Origin of the sequence: Sorangium sp. So ce296 (genome assembly GCF_051529605.1) — a bacterium.
Classification (GTDB): domain Bacteria; phylum Myxococcota_A; class Polyangia; order Polyangiales; family Polyangiaceae; genus Sorangium; species Sorangium cellulosum_D.
In genome coordinates this window covers 11,694,848-11,716,832 of sequence record NZ_CP150325.1, presented here as the reverse complement: position 1 = coordinate 11,716,832, position 21,985 = coordinate 11,694,848, and the positions used below count along the sequence as shown (strand labels likewise).

Annotated in this window: 18 protein-coding genes; 7 read left to right on the top strand and 11 right to left on the bottom strand. The window is 73.6% G+C overall.

Annotated elements, in window-relative coordinates; all coding sequences use genetic code 11:
- Positions 1–26: 26 nt before the first annotated feature.
- Both WME98_RS43250 and WME98_RS43245 read right to left on the bottom strand, forming a co-directional pair.
- Entirely contained in the window at positions 27–2,252 is a 2,226-nt protein-coding gene (locus tag WME98_RS43250) for a type VI secretion system Vgr family protein (protein WP_437947478.1), read from the bottom strand.
- Positions 2,253–2,502: 250 nt separating this feature from the next.
- Positions 2,503–3,000, bottom strand: coding sequence for a hypothetical protein (locus WME98_RS43245; RefSeq protein WP_437947477.1), 498 nt, complete (start codon positions 2,998–3,000; stop codon positions 2,503–2,505).
- A 161-nt stretch (positions 3,001–3,161) separates the two neighbouring features.
- On the opposite strand from WME98_RS43245, the gene WME98_RS43240 reads away from it, so the two are divergent.
- Complete coding sequence (locus WME98_RS43240; protein ID WP_437947476.1) at positions 3,162–4,016, top strand: helix-turn-helix transcriptional regulator; 855 nt, start codon at positions 3,162–3,164, stop codon at positions 4,014–4,016.
- Between the two features lie 311 nt (positions 4,017–4,327).
- On the opposite strand, the gene WME98_RS43235 is transcribed toward WME98_RS43240, so the two are convergent.
- Positions 4,328–4,690 (bottom strand): DUF1330 domain-containing protein, encoded by a 363-nt coding sequence (locus tag WME98_RS43235; protein ID WP_437947475.1) that lies wholly within the window; start codon positions 4,688–4,690, stop codon positions 4,328–4,330.
- A 294-nt stretch (positions 4,691–4,984) separates the two neighbouring features.
- On the bottom strand, positions 4,985–5,740 hold the full coding sequence (locus WME98_RS43230) for an SDR family oxidoreductase (protein WP_437947474.1): 756 nt from the start codon (positions 5,738–5,740) through the stop codon (positions 4,985–4,987).
- 27 nt (positions 5,741–5,767) lie between these two features.
- On the opposite strand from WME98_RS43230, the gene WME98_RS43225 reads away from it, so the two are divergent.
- Both WME98_RS43225 and WME98_RS43220 read left to right on the top strand, forming a co-directional pair.
- Entirely contained in the window at positions 5,768–6,106 is a 339-nt protein-coding gene (locus WME98_RS43225) for a helix-turn-helix domain-containing protein (RefSeq protein ID WP_437947473.1), read from the top strand.
- Between the two features lie 340 nt (positions 6,107–6,446).
- Positions 6,447–7,844 (top strand): PA14 domain-containing protein, encoded by a 1,398-nt coding sequence (locus WME98_RS43220; RefSeq protein ID WP_437947472.1) that lies wholly within the window; start codon positions 6,447–6,449, stop codon positions 7,842–7,844.
- 31 nt (positions 7,845–7,875) lie between these two features.
- Here the strand turns inward: WME98_RS43220 and WME98_RS43215 are convergent, their stop codons facing one another.
- Positions 7,876–8,742 carry a GNAT family N-acetyltransferase gene (locus WME98_RS43215; protein ID WP_437947471.1) on the bottom strand — a complete coding sequence of 289 codons (867 nt, stop codon included), beginning with the start codon at positions 8,740–8,742 and terminating at the stop codon, positions 7,876–7,878.
- A 169-nt stretch (positions 8,743–8,911) separates the two neighbouring features.
- Positions 8,912–9,826, bottom strand: a complete 915-nt coding sequence (locus WME98_RS43210; RefSeq protein ID WP_061622508.1) for a LysR substrate-binding domain-containing protein — start codon at positions 9,824–9,826, stop codon at positions 8,912–8,914.
- A 124-nt stretch (positions 9,827–9,950) separates the two neighbouring features.
- Here WME98_RS43210 and WME98_RS43205 point away from each other — a divergent pair, with 124 nt between their 5' ends.
- Complete coding sequence (locus WME98_RS43205; RefSeq protein WP_437947470.1) at positions 9,951–10,703, top strand: glucose 1-dehydrogenase; 753 nt, start codon at positions 9,951–9,953, stop codon at positions 10,701–10,703.
- 188 nt (positions 10,704–10,891) lie between these two features.
- On the opposite strand, the gene WME98_RS43200 is transcribed toward WME98_RS43205, so the two are convergent.
- The 3 genes from WME98_RS43200 to WME98_RS43190 are packed head-to-tail and all read right to left on the bottom strand — an operon-like array spanning position 10,892 to position 16,871.
- Positions 10,892–11,437 (bottom strand): hypothetical protein, encoded by a 546-nt coding sequence (locus WME98_RS43200; RefSeq protein ID WP_437947469.1) that lies wholly within the window; start codon positions 11,435–11,437, stop codon positions 10,892–10,894.
- A gap of 32 nt (positions 11,438–11,469) precedes the next feature.
- Positions 11,470–12,075 carry a hypothetical protein gene (locus WME98_RS43195; RefSeq protein WP_437947468.1) on the bottom strand — a complete coding sequence of 202 codons (606 nt, stop codon included), beginning with the start codon at positions 12,073–12,075 and terminating at the stop codon, positions 11,470–11,472.
- Complete coding sequence (locus WME98_RS43190; protein WP_437947467.1) at positions 12,072–16,871, bottom strand: alpha-2-macroglobulin family protein; 4,800 nt, start codon at positions 16,869–16,871, stop codon at positions 12,072–12,074. Before WME98_RS43190 ends, WME98_RS43195 begins: the two co-directional genes overlap by 4 nt.
- A 178-nt stretch (positions 16,872–17,049) precedes the next feature.
- Here WME98_RS43190 and WME98_RS43185 point away from each other — a divergent pair, with 178 nt between their 5' ends.
- Positions 17,050–17,871, top strand: a complete 822-nt coding sequence (locus WME98_RS43185) for a metallophosphoesterase (protein WP_437947466.1) — start codon at positions 17,050–17,052, stop codon at positions 17,869–17,871.
- 164 nt (positions 17,872–18,035) lie between these two features.
- On the opposite strand, the gene WME98_RS43180 is transcribed toward WME98_RS43185, so the two are convergent.
- Complete coding sequence (locus WME98_RS43180) at positions 18,036–18,206, bottom strand: hypothetical protein (protein WP_437947465.1); 171 nt, start codon at positions 18,204–18,206, stop codon at positions 18,036–18,038.
- 126 nt (positions 18,207–18,332) lie between these two features.
- Positions 18,333–19,034, bottom strand: a complete 702-nt coding sequence (locus tag WME98_RS43175; protein ID WP_437947464.1) for a TetR/AcrR family transcriptional regulator — start codon at positions 19,032–19,034, stop codon at positions 18,333–18,335.
- 218 nt (positions 19,035–19,252) lie between these two features.
- Between WME98_RS43175 and WME98_RS43170 the strand changes: the two genes are divergently transcribed.
- Together WME98_RS43170 and WME98_RS43165 are read left to right on the top strand one after the other, a co-directional pair.
- On the top strand, positions 19,253–20,293 hold the full coding sequence (locus tag WME98_RS43170; protein WP_437947463.1) for an MBL fold metallo-hydrolase: 1,041 nt from the start codon (positions 19,253–19,255) through the stop codon (positions 20,291–20,293).
- A gap of 113 nt (positions 20,294–20,406) precedes the next feature.
- Positions 20,407–21,921, top strand: coding sequence for a PLP-dependent aminotransferase family protein (locus tag WME98_RS43165; RefSeq protein ID WP_437947462.1), 1,515 nt, complete (start codon positions 20,407–20,409; stop codon positions 21,919–21,921).
- Positions 21,922–21,985 lie beyond the last annotated feature (64 nt).

Below are 21,985 nucleotides of genomic sequence, written 5' to 3'. Positions count from 1 at the left end.
CTTCACCTCACAAGCGCCCTTGGACCTCACGATCCGAGCTTCATCGACGCGCCCATCTTGACCACCAGCGCGCCCTTGACCGCGATCTTGGACCCCTTGATCACGATGGGCCCGCCGCCGAGCTTGAGCTCGCTGCCGCCGCCCTTGAAGACGCCGACGGCGCCGAGGAGCGTGATGAGCGGCGCCTGCACCACGAGATCGCCGTTCAGCTTCTGGTAATGGAGCCCGCCCACGAGGTTGGTCACGCCGGCCGCCACGTGGGAGAGCGAGCCCTTCGTGAGGTGGAGCTCGGCCGCGAGCGACGTCTGGTCCTTGTTCGCGGTGATCTGCTCTCCGTGGCTGCCGTTGATGATCTGCGCCTTCACGGCGCCCACCGTCTCGGTCATGCCGCCGAGGACGTTGTCGTTGATCGAGGCGAGGCTCCCGGAGAGCTGGAGCGCGCCGACCTTGCGGCTCATGTCGCCGGTGATCGACTGCTCGACGCCGTTCGAGATCGTGATCTGGTTGCCGCTCACCGTGTAGGAGCGATTGCCGGTGACCTTCTCGACGTAATTGCTGATCGCGTTGGTCGTGTCGTTGCCGCCGATCGAGATGCTCTGGTTGCCCGAGATCTTGTGCGAGAGCACCGCGCCGACGTCGAGCGATTGATTGCCGGCCACGGAGATCGACTCGTCGACCTTGACCGACCGGGAGCCGTTCACGCTGATGTGCTGCTCCTCGTTGACCGCGACCTCCTCGACCTTGTCGTTGCCGATGGTGACGTTGAGGTCCTTCTGGGCGTGGATGCCGAAGCCCTGGCTGCCGGAGCTGTCGGACATGCCGATCTCGTTGTGGCCGCCCGCGCCCGGCGACGACATGCTCTTCAGCGAGCCGGACGCCTTCGAGGCGGGGAGCGTCTGCGGCGGCGTCTTCTCGGCGTTGTAGGTGCGCCCGAGGGCGACGGGCCGGTCCGGGTCGCCGTCGAGGAAGGCGACGGAGACCTCCCAGCCGACGCGGGGGAGGATCATCGAGCCGCCCATCGCGATCTGCGAGACGCGCAGCCAGCAGCTCGAGGTGTGGTCCTGCTGGCCTTGCCGGTCCCAGAAGAAGCGGACCTTGATGCGGCCGTATTTGTCGACGTGGATCGCCTGCTCCTGGGTGCTCGACCCCGTGACGACCGCGGTCTGGACGCCGCGGATGCGCGGCCGCCGCGCGCGGCGCTCGGCCGCGAAGGGGGCGCCCTTGGGGATGCCGCGGAAGTGGTTCTCGACGTCGACGTTGGTGTCTCCGCCGGTGAGCGTCTGGTTGCCGCGCGAGACGAGGTGGGTGACCACGAACTCGCCGTTCAGGCACGGCTCCGCGGCGCCCTCGACGAGGAACGGCTCGCCCACCTTGAGCCCGGCCGCGCGGCTCTCGCCCTCGCACACGTCGGCGTCGGCGGCGAGCTCGCGCATGCGGGCGTCGGCGCGGCGGGCGCCCACGCTCCCCTTGGTGAAGCCGGCGGGGTACTCGAAATAGGGCAGGACGAAGGCCTCCTTGCGGGGCAGCGAGGACTCGGGCTTCACGTCGGGCCTCTCGAAATCGTAGTCCCGGAGGTGGACGCTGCTCGTGCGCAGCGCGCGCGTCCGCGCGAGCTTCTTGAGCGGCAGGCTGCCCGGGAGCCCGCCCTGCGCCATGCGGAAGAGCGCCGGCGTCCCCTCCTCGACCGCGAAGGCGGCGGGGTCGTCGGTGATGATCATCGTGTGCCCGCCGGCCTCGTGCCGGAAATAGTAGAAGAGGCCGTTGTCCTCGAGGAGGCGTGCGACGAAGTTGAGGTGCGACTCGCGGTACTGGACGATGAACTCGCGCGGCTCGTACTCCTTCGCGGTCCGCCACTCGACCTTGTCGCCGAAGCCCGCCTCCTCGAAGATCGTCTGCGCCACCTGGACGATGGTCTTCTCCTGGAAGATGCGGCACCCCTCGCGGTGCGCGAGGGCCGCGAGGGCGGGCCGCAGGCGGACGTCGAACTGGCGGGAGTCGCCGGCGAGGCGCGCGAAGCCGGCGCGGTCGACGATGCCGTCGAACAGGCGCTCCTGGCCGGAGGAGTCGGTGACGCGGAGGCAGAGGCGGCTGCGCAGGCAGTCCTCGACCCGGAAGGCGGCGTCCAGCGTCGCGAAGCGCACCTCGACCGTGTAGGGGGTGGAGATGGCCTCGACGGCCTCGAAGCGGGTCACGGCGGTGTCCGCGGGGAGCTTGTCGCCCTCGAGGGAGAAGGTGGCGAAGGTGTCGGCCATCGGGGCCATGGTAGGCGATCGGCGGGCGGCGCCAAGCCCCGGCGCCGGGCGGGGCACGGGACCGACGCGGGGAGAGGGGCGTGGGGGGCGGATCGTGCGGTTCTAAGACCTTCGCGTGCGCGCCGCGCGGTCCGAGCACGCGATGATGTCAACCGAACGTCGGGGCGAGTGGGCACTTGCCGTCGCAAAGGCGTTTGGATCCCCTACTCATACCGCGCCGAATCTCCCCAATCTCTGACGCGCGGCTGCGTCACGCGCGCCGCTGGCTGCCGTTCTGCCAGGCGATGAGCGCGAACCAGACCATCATCAAGATCGACGCCGGCGCCAGCACCGTCGGCGGCAAGAAGGGCGAGACGAAGCTGTAGGCGAAGAGCAAGGCGCCGGCGGGGACGCCGACGAGCTTCACCGGCAGCGAGCCGGCGCGCGACGCCGTCACGATCCAGATGCCGGCGAAGATGTGGGCGCCGAGCCGCACCGGATCGGCGACGGCGCGGGGCACGTCGTTGAGCGCCAGCACGCCGGTGGTCACGTCGAGGAACAGCCAGCCGTAGCCGGCCATCCGCGCCCACTCCGGCGCGCGCAGGCTCGGGACCAGCGCGAAGACCGCGAGGTGGACGGCAAGGCCCGGGTACTCGGGCCACAGCGCGCCGGGGGCGACGGCGAAGCTGACGATGACGGGGGCGAAGCACAAGAACGCGGCGCTGGCGGCGACGCGCGGCGAGCAGGGGGCGGCGGACGATTCGTTCATGCGTGGGCTCCTCGCTATCGAGCGCGAGCATGCGGCGCGACCGCGGCGTCGTCTTGGGCTTCCTTGCGCCAACGTTGGCGCGCGACCGCGAGCGTCGTCCTCGAGCGCTCGCGCGAAAACTTCGGCGAGCGCGGCCGCCGGCGTCGGTTTACCCTCGGAGGATGCCGAGAGACGCTGCGCCCGTGCGCACCGAGCTGCGCGCCTATGCCGACGTGCCCGGGGTGCGCTCGCTGCTGATCGACGCCGACGAGCGGCTGTGGTGCGCGGTCAAGGAGACGTACGCGGTGGCGCTGATCCACCGCGGGCGCGCGGAGTTCTGGTCGCGCCGCGGCGGCGTGGCCAGCGCGCCGGGCGACCTGCACTTCGACGCGCCGGCGAGCGTGCACAGAGACCTGCGGCGCGACGGGCCGGCGCGCTTCCAGATCGTGAACTTCGACGTGGCGCTGGTGCGCGAGCAGGCCGAGCGCCGCGGCCTGCGGCCGAGCCTTTCGCTGCGGGTGCCGCTGCTCGAGCGGCGCCATCCCGATCGCCGGCCGCTGCTCGCCCTCCACCGTGCGTACCGCGGGCGGCCCGATCCGCTCACGCGGCAGGTCGTCGTGGCCGAGGCGCTCGACGCCCTGGTGCGCCAGCTCGACGGCGCCGATGCGCGGCCGCACGCCAGCGCGCCGCGCGGCCGCCTCGGGCGCGTCGTCGAGCTCGTCCACGCGCGCCTCGGCGAGGCCCTCTCGCTCGACGAGCTTGCGGCGGCGGCGGGGCTCGATCGCTTCCAGCTGTGCCGTGCGTTTCGCGCCGAGCACGGGATCCCGCCGTACACCTACGTGCTGCGCATGCGCATGGCGCGCGCGTACGCGTGGCTGGCGGCGGGCAGGCCGGTGAGCGAGGTGGCGAGCGCGCTCGGCTTCTGCGATCAGAGCCAGCTGCACGGCCATTTCCGGCGCGCCTTCGGGATCACGCCCGGCGCCTTCGCCCGCGTCGCCCGCCGTGGCCACGCGCCGCTCGCGGTGGTCGGCCGATAGGCCGCGCGCCGCTCGCGATGGTCGAGCGATAGGCAGGCGGCTCGCCGACGAGCTTCGTTGAGCGCCAAGGACGTCATCGGAGCCCCAGCGCCTGCTTCAGCGAGGGCAGGAATCGACGGCTCACCGAGACGTCCTGTGATGTCACCTGAGGACGAAGGAGTTTCACGATGAAGAATTCGTTGTTGTTGCGGAGTGCCGTCGCGGTGTCCTTCTGCGTCGCCGGGACGGTCGCCCTCGGCTGCTCTGGCGATGAAGCGGACGCCGAGCGCGAGTACGAGGAGCGCTGAGGCGCTTCGAGAGCGCGGAGCGCTTCAGCCGAACGGTTGTGTCGGCTGGAGCACGGCCTCGCTGAGCGCGGCGAGGCGCACGGGGTCGGCGCGGTGGTACTCCGGGTCGGCGATCATGTCCGTGAACGCCCTTCGCGAGGGATACCGGACGAGGGCGACGCAGTCCCAGGACTGGCCGGACTCGGCAGAGAGCGCCGTCTTGCCGTCGCCCGCGTAGAGGATCTCGCCGCCGTGGCGGGCGAGGACGGGGCGCGCGAGCGCGATGTACTCGAAGTAGCGCTCGCGGCCGCCGTCGGGGCGGAAGCGGAGGAGGTTCAGCATGACGACGGGCTTGCCGTCGTCCTCACGGAGAAAGCGATCGAGGTCGGAGGGGGTGATCGTGGTCATCTACTTCAGCCTTTCCTTCGGGATGTCCGCGAACATGACGATGCTCTCGACGCGGCGGAGCCCACGCCCGGACTCTGGCAGGCCGCGGCGGCGCGCTGTAGACGCGGCCGAGGAAGGGCAGTCTTGCCCTCGCGGAAACGTCAGCCCCGGTCGATCAGGGCGAGACGCCGCGGACCGGCAGCCGCGATGGGGTCCGCACGAAGACCATCGTGCTCCACTCGATGGCGGGGTTGACCACATCGATTCGCTTGGGAGCCATTCTACAGGATACGGTCCGTCCACACGGCGGCCGTGTCAGGCCGCGACGAGCCCGCCATCGATGGGCAGCGCGACCCCGGTCACGAACGACGCCTCGTCGCTCGCCAGGAAGAGGGCCACCCGAGCCGGCTCGATCGGGTCCGCGAACCGGCCGATCGGGTGGCTCGCGAGGACGCGTTGCTCCACGGCTTCATCCTCGATCCACCTGTCGAACATCGCGGTGTGCGTGCCCCCGGGGCAAATCGCGTTCACCCGCACGTTGCGAGCCGCGAGATCGACGGCCGCGGCCTTGGTCAGCCCGATGACGCCGTGCTTCGACGTCACGTACGCGGACAGACCGGGCGTCGCCACGAGGCCTCCGACGGAGGACGTGTTGACGATCGCGCCCCCGCCGGCCTTGAGCATCTCCGGGATCTGGAACTTCATCGACAGGAAGACGCCCTTCAGGTTGATGTCGATCACGCGATCCCACTCGTCTTCCTCGAGCTCGGGCACGCTCTTGACGACCTGCTCCACGCCTGCATTGTTGAACGCGACGTCGAGCCGCCCGTACCTCTTCACCGCGGCAGCGACCATGGCGGCGCAGTCGGCCGCGCGCGACACGTCCGTCGGGACGAAGATGGCTTCTCCCCCTCGGGCGACGATCTCCGCGGCCGTCCTCTCGCCCTCGGCCGCCCGGCGAGCGGCGATGACCACCTTGGCGCCCTCCTGGGCGAACAAGAGCGCCGCGGCCTTGCCGATCCCCATGTTTCCACCCGTGATGAGCGCGACTTTATCTTGCAACCGTCCCATAGGATTCGCTCCGGATCTGTGGGCCTGATGAAGGACAGGCCATGTCGTGCCAGCGCCCGCCTGCGCCGCGCATTCGAGCTCATCCGCGAGCGCTTCGTCACCGCGCTCTCCCTCGACGAGATCGCGCTGCACGTGGGGCTCGACAAGTTCCAGCTCATTCGCGCGTTTCGCGACCAGCTCGGCGTGACGCCGTATGCCTACGTGACGCAGCTGCGCATCGGTCGCGCCCGGGCGCTCCTCACGCGGGGCGTGCCGCCGTCCGAGATCGCCGCGCGCGTCGGCCTCTACGACCAGAGCCAGCTCAACCGGCATTTCAAGCGCATCGTCGGCATCACGCCGGGACAGTTCGCGCGCGCCGTGGTGTGAGCGCGCCTCGCGGCGCTCGGCTCGCCCCGGATCGGAGTCGAGCGCCGCTCGCGCGCTGGCATGCATTCAATGCATGAGGTCGATGCGATCTACGCATTGGAATCGCTCCGGCGGGCGACCTAAACAGCGCCCATTGAGCCCTCGCGGGGGGGGGACCTCGGAGAGCGGCGCCCTCGCGCCGCGCGCCGGGCCTCGTCCGTCTCCGCGATCTCGCGCCCACCTCGCGCATCGCGCGGAGGCAGGGCGCTGCTCAAGAAAGGCATCCATGACAAAGATCCTCTCTTCGTTGACGGATACCTCCTCTCCTCGCGGTCAGCGCGCCGCCGGATGGCGCGCCGGCATGGCGCTCTTGCTCCTCGGCGCCCTCGGGCCGACCGGGTGCGTCGCCTGGGCCGGCGACGACGGCGAGGAGAGCCTCGGCGTGGCGACCCAGAGGTGGGGGAGCTACGATCTCACGAGCAGCTACACGGGCAACGTCGGCGACACGCGCGGCTGGATCGTCGAGTGGGAGGTCCCCGAGCTCTTGAACGAGAGCACGGCCTGGACCGCCGTGGGCCAGTGGTACAACAACCTCGAATCGGGCATCTATCATTATCCGCCCGGCTGGTTCGTCTACTACTTCGCCGACGACAACGGCGTCACGGGGAATCACCCGAGCTGCGCCTACGACTGGCACAACCTCGAGACCGGCGTCCCCATCGGGGGCACCTGCGGGCTCGGCGGCGACCTTATCGAGCTTCAGCCCGGGCAGCATGTCGCCTTCAAGTACGAGTCGTGCACGACCGAGCGCGTGGCCGACGTGAACGGCTCTCAGATCTGCCTCTACGTCGACGTGAACGACGGCAAGGGCTGGCAGTTCCTCGCGGAGGACGACCCCGGGAACATCGAGATGTACACGCACGACGTCGAGCACTGGGCGTCCGAGGGCCAGGTCACGCCGGAGATCCCCTGCGACGCGCCCATCAAGATGCTTCGCCAGGAGGTGAAGACGACCGCGGGCACCTGGCAGCCGCTGTCGGGCGCGAGCACCTGGTCCTTCAATCAGTTCACGCCGTACGCCTACCAGAACCGCAGCCTCACCACGTCGCCGGCCACCTGGGAGGCCTGCACGCCCCCGCCCGACGGCAACGGCGACGGCCTCCGCGGCGAGTACTTCAGCAACACCAGCCTGACCGGCACTCCGTTCGTCCGCACCGACCCGATGGTGGCGTTCGGCTGGGGCACCAGCTCGCCCGGAGGGTCCGTTCCCGCCGACGGCTTCTCCGCGCGCTGGACCGGACAGCTCGTGCCGCGCTACACGGAGACGTACACGCTCTCGACCGAGTCCGACGATGGCGTGCGCCTCTGGGTGAACGGCACGCTGCTCATCGACAACTGGACGGATCACAGCTCCACGCTGGACAGCGCCACCCTCTCGCTCGTGGCGGGCCAGCCGTACGACGTGAAGCTCGAGTATTACGAGAACAGCGTCGACGCGACGATCCGGCTCTTCTGGTCGAGCCCGAGCCAGGTCCGGGAGGTGATCCCGCAGAGCCGGCTGCACGCGGCGGGCGCGGACTGCAGCGGTGTGCCGGCGTGGGCCTCGGCGCAGGTCTATACGCCCGGCACCCGGGTGACCGACGGCGGCCACCTGTGGGTCGCTGCCCAGCAGGTCTGGTGGTCGAACCCGGCCTGCCCGCCCAGCAACCCGACCTCGTGGTGCCCGGCCGACTGGATCGACCAGGGCGCGTGCCAGTAGCGCCGCGCCGGGCCGGGCGGGATGGGCGCGCTCAGGCGCCGGCGAGCAAGAAGAGCCCGTAATCGCCGACGGGCGTGAATCCGAGCGACGCATAGGCGGCGATGGCCGCGCGGTTCTCGGCGCCCGTGAAGAGGATCGCGCGCGCCGCGCCGCCGTCCCGCGCCGCGAGCAGCGAGCCGGCGACGGCCGCGCGCGCGTAGCCGCGCCCGCGCAGCTCGGGCGGAGTCCACACACCGCCGACCTGCACGATGTCGGGCAGGCGCGCGTTGAAGAACGTGCACGACACCGGCCGTTCGCCCGCCACGAGGACGTAAGCGTCGCCGTCCTCGTGCTGGCGCGCGACCTGCTCGCGCGACGACGCGTCGAGCGCGGGGCCGGGCGACCAGCCGAAGAGCTCGACGGAGTAGGCGGCGCGCCAGCGGGCGAGCCGATCGACGTCGGCCGGCTCGGAGCGGCGGCAGAGCACGCCGCCGGAAGCGAGCGAGTCGGGCACGCGGAGCGCCGAGAGATCCAGGGAGAACAGCGTCTCGCGGGCGTCGCGGGCCGCGCCGTGCTCGGGCAGGCCGAGCGCCTCGCGGGCGCGGGCGACCTGCCCGTACGGGCCGGAGACGCCGAGCCGCTCGGCGCGACCGGAGCGCTCGACGGCGGCGCGCGCGACGGCCTCCGCGTGGACGGGCGCCTGGACGAGCACGAGCCCGTTCCAGCAATGCGCGGCGACGGCGACGATGCGGTCCTGCTCGAACGCGGCCACGTAGGTGGCCTCGTAAGGTCTGCCGCGGTCAGCGAGGCCGGCGGCGCGCACGTTGGAGCGCAGGAACATCGAGCTGTCGGCGTGCTGGACGAGGAACGCCTCGAGGGCGGCCTCGTCGCCTGGCGCGAGGGTGCGGAGGTTGATCACGACAGCGCGAGGATAGCGCGCCCCGGCCTCGGAGGGGGTCGGTCTCGAGCGGCCGCTCCCCTGGAGCGAGCGCGGAGAGCTGCGGTCCTGCGCGCCGAGAGCAGCACGGCCGCGCCGAGGAGCACGCTCGCGTGGGCGTCGTGGCCAGCCCTTCGGGGCGACGGCATCCTCAATCGATACCCTCCTTCATCACGTCGTCATGGATGTGGCGCGCGAGGTGCTCGATCAGCGCCCGGACCGCGGGCGGCAAGCCGCGGCGCGAGGTGAACACGAGGTGGACGATGCCCTCGGTCACGTACCACTCGGGGAAGACGCGGACGAGCTTGCCAGCCCTCAAGTCCGCCGCGGCGATGTGATCGGGCAACAACGCCACGCCCAGCCCCGCGATGGCCGCCGCTCGCAGGGCGGCGAAATCGCCGCACGAGAGGCGCGGCGCGTGATGCACGACGTGCGTTTGCCCTTCGGGCCCGACGAGCTCCCACACCTCTTCGCCGGCCTGCTCGCTCGGGCTGAGGGTCGGTACGGAGGCGAGCGCGGCGATGTCCGGCGCGCCGCCCAGGCGACGCGCGAGGGCGGGGCTCGCGACGAGGAGCCGACGGCTCTTCGCGAGCGTCTTCCGGGTGAGCGTGGCGTCGGTGTCGAGCCTCGTGCGCACCCGAAGCGCGATGTCGATTCGCTCCTCGATCAAGTCGACGCGCCGATTGGTGGGGATGACCTGGAGGGCGACACGCGGGTAGCGCTCCATGAAAGAGGGCAGGATGGGCCCGACCAGCTCCATCATGCCCGTGGGGCAGCTCAGCCGGACGAGCCCCTGCGGCTCGCCGTGCGCCTCGGCGACGATGGCCTCCGCCAGCGCCACCTCGCTCATGACGGATCGGCAGCGCTCATAGAACGCCTGGCCCACCTCGGTGACGCTGAAGCGGCGGGACGAGCGCTCGATGAGGCGGACGCCGAGCCGCGCCTCGAGCTGCGCTATCCGCCGGCTGAGCTTCGATTTCGGCTGCCGCAGCGCGCGCCCCGCCTTCGCGAACCCGCCGTTCGCCACGACCTCGGCGAAGAAGAAGAAGTCGTTCAGATCCTGCATCGGTGATCTCTGCGTTCTGCCAGCGGAACGCAGCGTGCCACGATCGTCGGCTGGCCGCCCCCCGCTTCGGCTTTAAACCCAGGGGGCCGGCGACGTCGAGCGCCGCGATCGAGGGACGGACACCATGAGCAACAAACTCCAGGGGAAGGTAGCGATTGTCACAGGCGGCAGCACGGGGATCGGCCTCGCGACGGCGAAGCGGTTCGCGGCGGAGGGCGCGCGCGTCTTCATCACCGGGCGGCGGCAGGCGGAGCTCGACGCGGCCGTGAGGGAGATCGGCGAGAGGGCCACGGGCGTCCGGAGCGACGTCTCGAGCCTCGCCGATCTCGATCGCCTCTTCGAGGTGGTGAAGCAGCGAGGCGCCCCCATCGACGTCCTGTTCGCCAACGCCGGCGGCGGCGAGCTCGCCCCGCTCGGCGCGATCACCGAGGAGCATTTCGACAAGACCTTCGCCATCAACGTCAAGGGGGTGCTGTTCACGGTCCAGAAGGCGCTGCCGCTGCTGCGTGACGGGGCGTCGATCATCCTCAACGGCTCGACGGCGGCCTCCACCGGCTCCCCTGCGTTCAGCGTCTACAGCGCGACCAAGGCCGCGGTGCGGAGCTTCGCGCGCACCTGGGCGCTCGACCTGAAGGACCGCGGCATCCGCGTCAACGTGCTCAGCCCGGGGCCGATCGACACGCCAGGGCTGCGCGGGCTCGGCGCGACCGAGGAGCAGGCGCGGCAGATCAAGGCGAGCCTCGTCGCCAGCACCCCCCTCGGGCGGCTCGGCTTGCCGGAAGAGGTGGCCAAGGCCGCCGTCTTCCTCGCCTCCGATGACAGCAGCTTCACCAACGGAAGCGAGCTCTTCGTCGACGGCGGCATGGCACAGGTCTGAGCGCTCGGCGCCTGGTTCATGCCGGCGCGCACGGCATCGACGTGCAGCCCACGGGAGGCGCCTCGACCTCGCGAGCAACTCTCCCGCTTGCCCAGTCTTCTGTCTCCTGGCCGACGTTCGAAGGACCCGCGAGCCACGGAGCGGCGCCGCAAGGGGCCACGGAGTGGCTCGGCGGGCTCATTCGGGAGTTAGGCGGCATCAATCCACCCGCGCGCGTCGCACTCGGTGCAGGGGAGCTCGGCTCCGAGTCCGGGCACCGGTTCAACGACGCGTTTGCCGTTGCACTTCGAGCAGACGGACGACCCCGGAGGAGGCTGCGGGATCAGCTCGAGAAGCTCGACGATGCCCGTCTTCCGGGCGCCGACGATCAGCGCGGAGTGTGCGCTCAAACCACCAACCTCGACGAGCTCATCGCCGTCCCAACCACGGAGGTCTTCGAGGACGCGGCCGTCGGAGGTCAGATAGGTCATCGGTCCCATGCCGGGGTCGAGCAAGAACGCGTCGTACTTGTCTTCGACCTCGTCCTGCCAGGAGCTCATGGCCGCGACGTACCGCCCGGCCACCTGCTCGACGGAAGAAGCTCCAGAGAAGAGGTGTCGAATGGAATCGATGAAGTTGCCGCCCGTCTGCTCGCGCGGCGCGCCGGCAGCGCTGCGCGTTGCCCGCAGCTGACGTTGCTCAAGACGTCGAGCGCGCAGGCGTTCGAGCAGGGGCGGTGGGATTTGGAAGGGCATGCGAGGACCTCCTGCGGGGTTGCCGTGTCTGCCTAGCTATCCGTCGATGGGTCAGCGGAGGACCCGCCAGCTCGCGGCTGGGGCGATCGGCTGAGGGCGGGCCGGCCGTCCAGGAGGACGCCGACGAGGACGCCGAGGTAGGCGCCCGCATGGATCCCGCAGCAGACGAGGTACCGTGTGGCGGCGCCGGGGGGCCACGCGCCGAGGCTCGCCTCGCGCACACCGAACGGGTCGAGCGCCGCCATGACGGCCGGGCAGAGCGCGAGCGCCACGGCGAGCGCCGCCACGATCCTGGCCAGCCAGGCGCGCCACGAGAACCGGTCGCTGCGCGCGGCGCGGAGGAGGCCCACGCCGGTGACGAGGGCGCCGAGCGGCAGACCTCCGCGGAACCCCGTCCACGCGACCGCGAGCCGGAACGGCAAGCTCGACGCGGCGAGGCCCTTTCCGTCGAGGAAATACTCCGGAGAGATCGTGGCGGTGACCTGATCGAAGAGCGCCCCGCAGGCGCCCGCGGCCAGGGCGCCAGCGAGGATGGCGAGGTGCTCGCGAGCGCGGGTGGGCGAGGCGGTCGGGCGAGGCCGCACGGCGCCCAGGATACGATGGCCGGAGGCGACGGCGGCAAGCTCGCCGGCGCTCACTCGATCACGATCGGCCGCGCCGGGACCACCGCGCGCGGCAGCTCCTCGTGCGCCACCCGGGCCTGCGCCTCGGGCGCCGTCACCTTCCCGGCGAGCGCGAAGCGCACCGGGATCTCCACGAGCGTCGAGAGCCGCCTCGCGTCCAGGGAGGCCCGCAGCGCGAGCACGCCGTTCACCTGCCGCACGCCGTCGAGCGGCGCGGCCAGCGACACCCCGGGGGGGAGCGGGATGCGCACGTCGACCTCGATCGGACGGCCCAGCGTGTGGCGCAGCGAGACCCCGAGCTTGCCCGTCGCGCCCGCGCGCGGGCGCTTCGGCCAGGAGATCTCCGCCTGCACGGGGCTCGCCGCCGCGGTCGGCGGTCGGCTCCAGCGCCGGAGCGCCGGGCGCTCCAGGCGCGCCACGACCGCGGGCCCCGCCACCGCGAGCGCCACCTCGGTCGCGCCCGCGTCGAGCGGCACCACGAGCCGCCCCGACGGACCGACCTCCACGTCGCGCCGCGCGCCGCCCGACGTCACCGTCACCCGCGCGACCTCGCGGCCCTCGCCCCCGTGGGCCAGGAGCGCGCGCACCGCCGCGAGCGTGCTGGCCGGCGCGCCGTAGCCGCCGCGCACGTCCCGCTGCACGCCCACCCAGCCGAGGAGCCTCGCGGGCGGCGCCGCGCTCCGGCCGAGCCCGGCAGCGCGGAGCAGCGCCGCGTAGACGACCGCGCGCGCGCTCCGGTCCTCGGCCTGCTCCGGCGGCAGCGAGATGCCACCGGTCGGGCCCAGCGCCACCCAGGCGCGCAGCCGGTCCGCCACGTTCGCGGCCAGCGCGGCCCGGTGCGGCCGCTCCGCGAGCGCGAGCAGGACCCGGGCGAGCGCCACGCGATCGCCGCTCCGGATCACCTCGTCCAGCGTGCCCGTGACGAGCGCGTCCCAGCACGCGTTCACCGCGCCCCCGGCCGGCGAGGGCTCCACCTCGAGCGCGTCGAGCGCCGCCGTGGGCTGGAGCGGCTCGGGCGGGCAGCGCGCGTCGAGCTCCGGCAGCTCCTCCACCACGGCCGCGGGGGCGAAGGTGCGCGCCCGGAGCGCCGGGGGCCAGAAGCCCACGTCCTTCTTGCCGGCCCTGTACGCGAGCAGCCGGCCCACGGCGCGGCGGCCGATGTCCTCCGCGCGCGCGACGAGCGGCGCGCCCTCGCCCCCGCGCGCCGCGGCCCAGCGGCCCACGAGCGCCGCGACCTCCACCGCGTCCGCCATCGCCCCGGCGGACGTGAGCCGATCGGGATCCATGGCCTCGAGCGCCGCGGCGAGCGCGCTCGCGAGGCCGCGCTCGACGACGAGCCGGGGGCGGCCGGTGAGGCGGTAGCGCTGCGCGTCCGCCGACACGCGCAGCGTGGCCGTCGCGCCGCCCTCGACGCCCTGGGCGTGGGTCAGGTCGGTGGGCTCGCCCGCCGGGCCCACGTCCCACGCATGCACGAGCGCGTCGCCCGGCGTCCCCTGCGCCTTCACGGCGACCGCGAGCTCCGCCCGCCCCGCGCGCAGCGCCCGCACCCGCGCGCGCACCGGCGCCGCGCCCCCCGCGGGCACGTCGACCGCCGCCGCCCGGCTCCGCGCGTCCGCGAGGGCGGCCGCGCCGCGCGCCGTGAGCGCCACGGTCGCGCGGAGCGGCCTCGGCGAGCGGTTCCGGACCGAGATCTCCACGTCGACCTCGTCGCCCTCGACCCACGCGGCGCCCGCCTCCACGCGCGCCGAGAGCGGCTGCGCGGTGGGCACGTCGAGCGTGGCCGTGGCCGGCGTGGCGCCGTCCGGCACGCCCACGAAGGCGAGCCGGTAGGTCGTCTCGACGTCGCCGAGCGGAACGCGCATCCGCAGCCGGCCATCCCTGTCCGTGCGCTGGGGCGGCGACCAGAAGAACACGCCCCGCGGCGCGCCGTACGAGGTCCGGGCCGCGCCGCCCAGCCTGCCGTGGCCTTGACCGAACCCCGCGCCGGAGCCCGAACCCACGCCGGACAGGCCCAGGCCGCCCAGGCCGCTCCCCTCGCCCAGCGACGTGCCCGTGAGCTCCTCCAGGAGGCTCTCCCACGCCGACACCGTGGCGTCGCCGACCTCCATGTCGAACTTCGCATCGACAAGGCGATCCTCGCCGACCGCCCTGGCGTACGGCGTGCCCGAGCGGAGCACGCGCTCGAACGGATCGCGCACGTCGTCGCCCGTGCCGATCCGGCCGTCGGGCCCGGGCGCGTGCAGGGCGAAGCCGCGCCGCACCGTGAGGAACGGCGCGGGCGGCGCCGTCGTCGGGGTGAACTGGATGGTGCCGCCCCAGGGATCGCGCAGGAGCGACTCCTCGAGCTGCTCGTCGCGCACCAGGCGGCGGAGCAGCGCGTTCGGATCGCGGAGCGCCGGCTCGTCGGGGTCGAGCAGCCGCTCGCGCCGGAACGCGCGCGCCGCGGCGAGGATGCGGAAGAGCTTGAGGCGGGTGACGCGGCGAGCGACGTGATCGAACGTGACCTGCGGGTCCACCGACAGGAGGTCCGCGAGCGAGAGCGGCTCGCCGCCGGGCGTCTCGGGCGGCGCATCCATGGCGGCCGTGACCAGGGTCATCAGCTCGGGGTTCCATGCATAGGCGCCGTCCGGCCCGCGGCGGCGCACGTCGCGCAGCCGCTCCGGGTCGCTGGTGGCCTCGAAGACCGCCCCCTCGAGCGAGCGGAGCACCTTCCCGAACGCCTCGTCGAGCGCCGCTTTCGCGGCGCCGGCCGGATCGATCGCCGGCGCGATCGCCGCGCGCGCCCGCGCGCCGAGCTCCGCGCGGCGGAGGGGATCGAGCGCGGGATCGCCCTCCAGGAAGGCGCCGCAGCGCTCGGGCTCGACCATGCCCTGGCAGAGCCGCGCGCGCGTGTCGAGCGCCGCGAGGCCGCCGACGCTGCCCCCGCCGTGCAGGTCCACGACGACGGCCGCGACGGTCCCGGGCAGCCCGCGGCCGCCCCCGTCGGTGAGCGCGAGGTCGACGTCGACGGCGCCGCGCGGGGCCGCGCGGCCGCCGGCGATGCGGGCCTCGAGCCGCGGGAGCACGCGCGGCGCGACGAGCACCGCGCCGCCGGCCTGCCGCGCGGCGGCGCCCTGCCGGGGGGCGGCGGCGCTGAGCGTCCACACGCCGGCCGCGCCCTCGGGCAGGCCGAGCGCGCCGCCCTCCGGGCCCCCGGCGATCCAGGCGCTCGCCGCGCGCGCCGCGCTGGCGGAGGACTGGACGATCACGCTCCAGCCGGCGGCGTCCGCCGCCCTGCCGCCCTCCGGCCGCCGGCCAGCGCGGGCGTCCGCGCCGCCGGCGTCGATCACGCGGAGCGCGAGCGCGTCGCCGGCGCGGGCGAGGAGCCGCTCGGGCCGGAGCAGCGCCGTGGCCTCGCGATCGACGGAGACGCACAGCGCGAACGGCTCGCGCCGCGACGCGAGCGCCGGGAGCTCGCCCGCGGGCCGCACGCGCACCGCCGCCGCGACGCCGCCGGCGCACGGCCCGACGTTGCGGAAGGCCCCGAGATCGGCGGGCGCGTCCCAGGCCACCTCGGCCTCGCCGTACGCGTCGGTGGTCACGGTGGCCTGGAGGCGGTCGCCCTCGACGGTGAAGGTGCCCTGCACCGGCTTCCGCCGCGCGTCGCGGACGCGCAGGAGCATGCGCTGCGCGGCGCCCGGGACGATGGCGCCCGCCTCCGGGAGCAGCTCCGCCTCCGAGGTGGGGCTCTCCACGGAGACGGTGGCCTCGCGCTCGAGCTCGTGCCCCTCGAGCGAGGCGCGCGCGACGAGGCGCAGCGTGGTCCCTACCCCCTGCACCACGGTGGTGGGCGCCGCGGCCGCGCCGCGGACCTCGCCGGCCGCGTCGGTGCGCGCGGGCGTGGTGAGCTTCTCCCACGCGGCCCTGTCCTCGGGCGGGCTCGTGCCCTTCGGCCCGGTCCAGACGCGCACCGGCAACCCGACCACCGGCTGGCCGGCGCCGTCGCGGATCCGGATCACGTAGGCGGCGCGGTCGCCGGCGCGCAGGTCCTGCTCGGACCACTCGGCCAGCATCTGCGGGGCGCCGGGCGTCTCCTCGCGCGGCGAGAGGGAGATCTGCGCGGCGTTCGACGAGGCCCCCTCCGCGCCCCGCACGCGGGCGCGGAGGACCCAGCGCCATCCGGGCTCGTCGATCCAGGGGACGGGCACGCGCGCCATGGCGACGCCGGCCGCGTCGGTGGTGACCACGGCCGTGTGCCGCGCGACGCCGCCCTCGAGCAGGCTGACCTCCACGGGGACGCGCGGGGCCGGCTGCCCCGAGGCCTCGCTCTGCACCGTGATCCACGCCGACGTCGCGCCGCCCGGCACCACGCGCGCGTCGGGGACGTGCAGGTCGACCTGGAGCGGCGCCTGGCGCTGCACGGTGAGGGTCCGGGTCCGCTGCCGGTCGCCGGCGCGCACGCCGAGCAGCAGCCGGAGCTCGCGCTCGGGCCCGTCGGGGATGGGGACGTCGAGGTGAGCGCGCCCCTTCGCGTCAGTGGTGACCCGCACGGGCGGCGGGACGGCGCTGACCTTGCCGAGGTGCTCGGGATCCCAGGTCGCCTCCACGGTGGCCGCCTCGAGCGGCCGGAGCGTGACCGCGGTGGGGAATCCGAGCGCGAGGACCTGGACCGGCAGGGCGGCGCCGGGCGCGCCGCGGTCGGGCGCGTGGACGAAGAGGTCGAGTCCGCGGGCGACCGCGTCGCGGTGGTCCGTGGCCGCGTCGGAGGTCGCGGCGGCGCCGAGGGCGGCGGTGACGAGGAGTCCGGCGAGCGGGAGGAGGGGCCTGGGCATCGGTGGCTTTCGACAGGGCCGAGGCGAGCAGGTTCCTGCACAGGCCGAGGGAGCAGGTTCCTGCGCTGCACGGCGGATCGGGATGGCCGGCGCGGTGCGCGATGGGGCCGGCGCGGCGCGTGATCGGGCCGACGCGCCGTCCGGCGATGGGCTCCGGCGCGATGGTACACTCCCCTGTATGTCCCTGAAGCCCACGCGCCGTGCCTTCTTCGGCGCCGGCTGCTGTGCTGCGGCCGCGTGCGCGGTGGACGGGCTCGCCGTCGAGCCGTCGTGGCTCGAGGTCACCGAGCACGACGTCCCCGTCGCCGGGCTCCCGCGCGCGCTCGACGGCTTCCGGATCGCGCACCTCTCCGACCTGCACCTGCGCGCGCTCGGCGGCGTGCACGACAAGGCCGCGTCCGCCGTGCGCTCGCACGGCGCGGACCTCGTCGTGATGACCGGCGACTCCATCGAGGACGAGGGCGCGCTCGGCGCGCTGGAGGAGCTCTGCCGCAGGCTCGCCGCGCCGGGGCGCGAGGTGGTCGCCACCCTGGGCAACTGGGAGCACTGGGGGCACGTGCCCCTGCGGCGCCTCCACGAGGCCTATGCGCGCGCCGGCGCGCGGCTGCTCGGAAACGAGTCGACGCTGCTCCGGAGCGGGATCGCCGTCGTCGCGACGGACGACTTCTGCAGCGGTCATGACGATGTGGAATCGGCCCTCTCGCGCGCGCCGGCCTCGCCCGTGCGGCTGTTCCTCACGCATGCGCCGGGCCTGTTCGACAGGCTGCCTGCCGGCGCGCCGCGCTTCGACCTCGGCCTCGCGGGGCACACCCACGGCGGGCAGATCCGGGCGCTCGGCGTGCCGGTGTGGGTGCCGCCCGGCTCGGGCCGGTTTCGCTCGGGGATGTACGCCACCGAGCGCGGCCCGGTCTACGTGAGCCGCGGCGTCGGCACGAGCGTCCTGCCCGCGCGGCTCACCTGCCGGCCGGAGCTCGCCCTCTTCCGGTTGATCGCCGGATGACCGGCCGCCTCGGCGCGCCCGCGCGCGGCGATGTTGCGCGCGCGGCCATTTTCCGGGGGCGACGCGATGGCGTTGGAGCGCTGGAGCGACGTGCCGCTCTGACCACGCCGCCGGCAGGATCGACGACGTCGAGGGGAGGGTGTCGACAACCTCGGGGTTGAATTTCAATTCTCCGGGGGGCTCTCGACAGCCTCGGGGTTGAATTTCAATTCTCCGGGGAGGCTCTCGACAGCCTCGGGGTTGAATTTCAATTCTCCGGGGAGGCTCTCGACAGCCTCGGGCCTGAATTTCAATTCTCCGGGGAGGCTCTCGACAGCCTCGGGCCTGAATTTCAATTCTCCGGGGAGGCTCTCGCAAAGCTCACGACGCCGGAGCCCTGCCCGCCGCAGGGGCGGCCATCGCCCCTGCCCTGCCATGCCCGTCGCGCCGACGAGGAGGACCTCCATGCCCCTCGCCGCACGTCATCGTGTCGTGCCGCGCGCCTTGCGCGGCCGGCCGCCCTCGGCGCGAACGCTCGACGTTCTTGGCCTCGCCCCCTTCTCTCGGTCGTCCCGCTGCGGCAAGCACATCACCCGCGCGGCGACGGACATGCCCTCCACGAAGGTCTCGCGCGTCGCGGCGCCGTACTTCAGACCGCGCGCGGCTGCGTACAACGTCTCCGCGAGCTGCCGCGCGGTGACGCCCGCGGGCGCGTAGGCGGCCACCAGCCCGGAGGCGCGCAGGGCCTCCTCCACGGCCTCGACGAACTGCCCCTCACGTTCGTCGACCGTGGGGCCGACGAGCTCCTTCGTGGCGGCGTGGAGATCCGCCGCGTCGGACCCGAGCGCGCCCACGAACTGGCCCACCCACGTGTCGAACGCGGCCACGAGCCGCTCCTCCAGGGGGCGCTCCGCGTCGGCGAGGGCGGCCGCGGCGGCGGCGAGCGCCGTGTCGAGGAAGTACGCCACCGACGCGCGAAAGAGCTCCTCCTTCGTGGCGAAGTGGAGATAGAGGCCCTGTCGCGAGACGTTCGCGGCCCGCGCCACCTCGTCCATCGACGTCTTCCGGAAGCCGAAGCGCAGGAACACCGTCAGCGCCGCGTCCATCAGCTTGCGGCGGCGCACGTCGTCGGCGGGCCTGTCGGTGGAGCTCGCTTCGCTCACGAGGATCGAAGTTGCCAGCAAACGCTTCAATCGTCAATGTCAAACTTGACAACCTGAGCTCCAGTTGTAAACATCGTCCTGTGCGCCCGTTCGGCCGTCCGCCTCGTGCGGTCAACGGGTCTTCGGCGCCCTGCGCGATGCCCTCCTTCTGCGTGGCTCGGCGTGGGCGCCGCGCTGGTCACCATCGCCGTCGGACTCTGGCTCACCAGGCGCCACGCCCGGCAGGAGGTCATCCCTTCATGAATGATTCCCAGCGTCGCAAGGGGCTCCGACTCGAGCGAGCGCGCGCCTCCGCGCAGTTCAAGGGCGGCCGGTTCCAGAACCCGTCGGGCGCCGGCCCCGGCATGAACGGCTCGGCGTTGCCCGTGATCGGCGAGTACTTCTTCGGTCGCGGCCAGCGCACGCCGCCCGGGCCCCTGCCCCTCGCGCGGCCTCACGAGACCTGGGCGCGGCGGAGCGCGACCGGCCTGCGGGTCACGTGGCTCGGCCACAGCACCGTGCTGCTCGAGATCGACGGCCGCCGCGTCCTCACCGATCCGGTGTTCGCCGAGCGCGCCTCCCCCGTCGCGTTCGCGGGCCCGATGCGCTTTCACCCCGTGCCGGCGGCGCTCGACGAGCTGCCGCCGCTCGACGCCGTCCTCCTGTCGCACGACCACTTCGATCACCTGTGCGCCCCCACCGTCGAGGCGCTGGCCCGCACGCGCGTCCCCATCGTCACGGCGCTCGGCGTGGGCGCGCACCTCGAGGCGCTCGGCGTCGACCCGGCGCGGATCACCGAGCTCGACTGGCACGAGGGCGCGGAGGTGGGCGGCGTTCGCTTCACCGCGACGCCGTCGCAGCACTTCTCGGGGCGCGGGCCGACGAGCGGCAACAAGACGCTCTGGGCCTCCTGGGTCATCGAGGCAGAGCGGCGCAAGGTCTTCTTCTCCGGCGACACCGGGCTGTTCCCCGAATTCGCGGACATCGGCCGTACGCACGGCCCCTTCGACCTGGTGATGCTCGAGGTCGGCGCGTACCACCCCGCGTGGGGGGCGATCCACCTCGGCCCCGAGAACGCGCTGATCGCGTTCCAGATGCTCGGCGGCGGCACGCTCCTTCCGGTCCACTGGGGCACCTTCAACCTCGCCCTCCACGACTGGAACGAGCCGGCCGAAACGTTGCTCTCCCTGGCGGCCGAGCGCGGCGCGCGCGTCGTGACACCGCAGATCGGCGCAGCCTTCGAGCCCGATCACGTCGACGCGCCCACCCCGTGGTGGCGCGCCGTCGCCGGCGCGCGCTGACGAACGAGGCGGTCCCGCGCGGCTCCCCTTCGCGCGAGCGCTGCCGGCGGCGAACCGCGCCTCGGTTGACAGATCCCGGGCGGCGGGGCATCGAGAGCTCGGGGGCGGGCGCCATGGCGCCGCGCCCCTCCGGCGCAGGCACGGGCGGCGTGGCGGTGACCCGAGAACTCGTTCTTCAGCTCGGCGCGGCGGATCAGGGGCCGCTCTTTCTGCAGATCGCGCGGGCCGTCGTCGAGGACATCGAGCGTGGCCGCCTGCGCCCCGGCGAGCGGCTGCCCTCCAGCCGCAAGCTCGCCACCCAGCTCGGCGTGCACCGCAAGACCGTGGTCGCCGCGTTCCTCGAGCTCGCGCGCCAGGGGTGGATCACGAGCGCGCCCGCCACCGGGACCTACGTCTCGAGCGACCTGCCCGCCAAGCTGCCCCCCTTCCGCCGACGGGCCCTCGCCGATCGGGCCGGGTTCGACCTGCCCCGACGCCCCTTGCCGGCCCCGTCCTCGACCCCGCGCGCCGGCCTGCTCCTGCTCGGCGGGGTGCCCGAGCTCGGCTTCGTGCCCAGGCTGGAGCTGTGCCGCGCCTACCGCCGCGCGCTGCTCGGCGCCGGGGCGCGCGCGCTGATGGACTACGGCGATCCCCGGGGCGAGCCGCGCCTGCGCCGCGCGGTCGTCGAGCTGCTGACCCGGGCGAGGGGCGTGCGGGCGAGCGTCGCGTCGGTCAACATCGTGCGCGGCAGCCAGCAAGGCCTCTACCTCGCGGCGCGCGCGCTGCTCGAGCCGGGCGACTGCGTGGCGATCGAGGCGTACAGCCACCCTGCCGCCCGCGGCGCGCTCGAGCTCGCGGGCGTGGAGCTCGCGCCCGTGCCGCTCGACGGCGAGGGGCTCGACGTCGCCGCGCTCGAGGCGCTCTGCGCGGCCAGGCGGGTCAAGGCGGTCTACACGACGCCCCACCACCAGCTCCCCACGACCGTCACCTTGACCGCGGCGCGGCGCGTGCGCCTGCTCGAGCTGGCGCGGCGCCGGCGCCTGCTCGTGCTCGAAGACGATTACGACCACGAGTTCCGCTACGAGGGGCGGCCGGTGCTGCCCCTCGCGTCCGCCGACCGCCACGGGGTGGTCGTCTACCTGGGCACCCTGTCGAAGATCCTGGCCCCGGGGCTGCGGCTCGGCTTCGTCGTATCCACCCCCGACGTCGCCGAGCGGATCGCGGCCTACCGGGCCTTCGTCGACCACCAGGGCGACCACGCGATCGAGCGCGCGGTCGCCGAGCTGCTCGAAGACGGCGAGATCGATCGGCACACGCAGCGGGTCCGGCGCGCTTACCGCGCCCGTCGCGACGCGCTCTGCGAGGCGCTCGCGCGCCACCTGCCCGGGCTCGAGTTCGCCCCTCCCTGCGGGGGCATGGCCCTCTGGGCGCGGGCCCCTGGCGTCGACGTCGACGCGTGGGCCCGGCGCGCGCACGCGGCGGGCGTCTCCTTCCAGCCCGCGAGCCATTTCGCGCTCGGTCGATGGCCGCTCGACTTCGCCCGCTTCGGCTTCGCCGCGTGCGACGAGGCCCAGCTCGCGGACGCGGCGCGGCGGCTCGCGCAGACGTTGCCGAAGGCGCGGTCACGGCCCGCGGGCGATCGCGCCTGACGCGCGCCTCGCTCCCCGTGGCGCGCGGTCGACTGGACTACGCGACATCGACGATCTGGCCCCA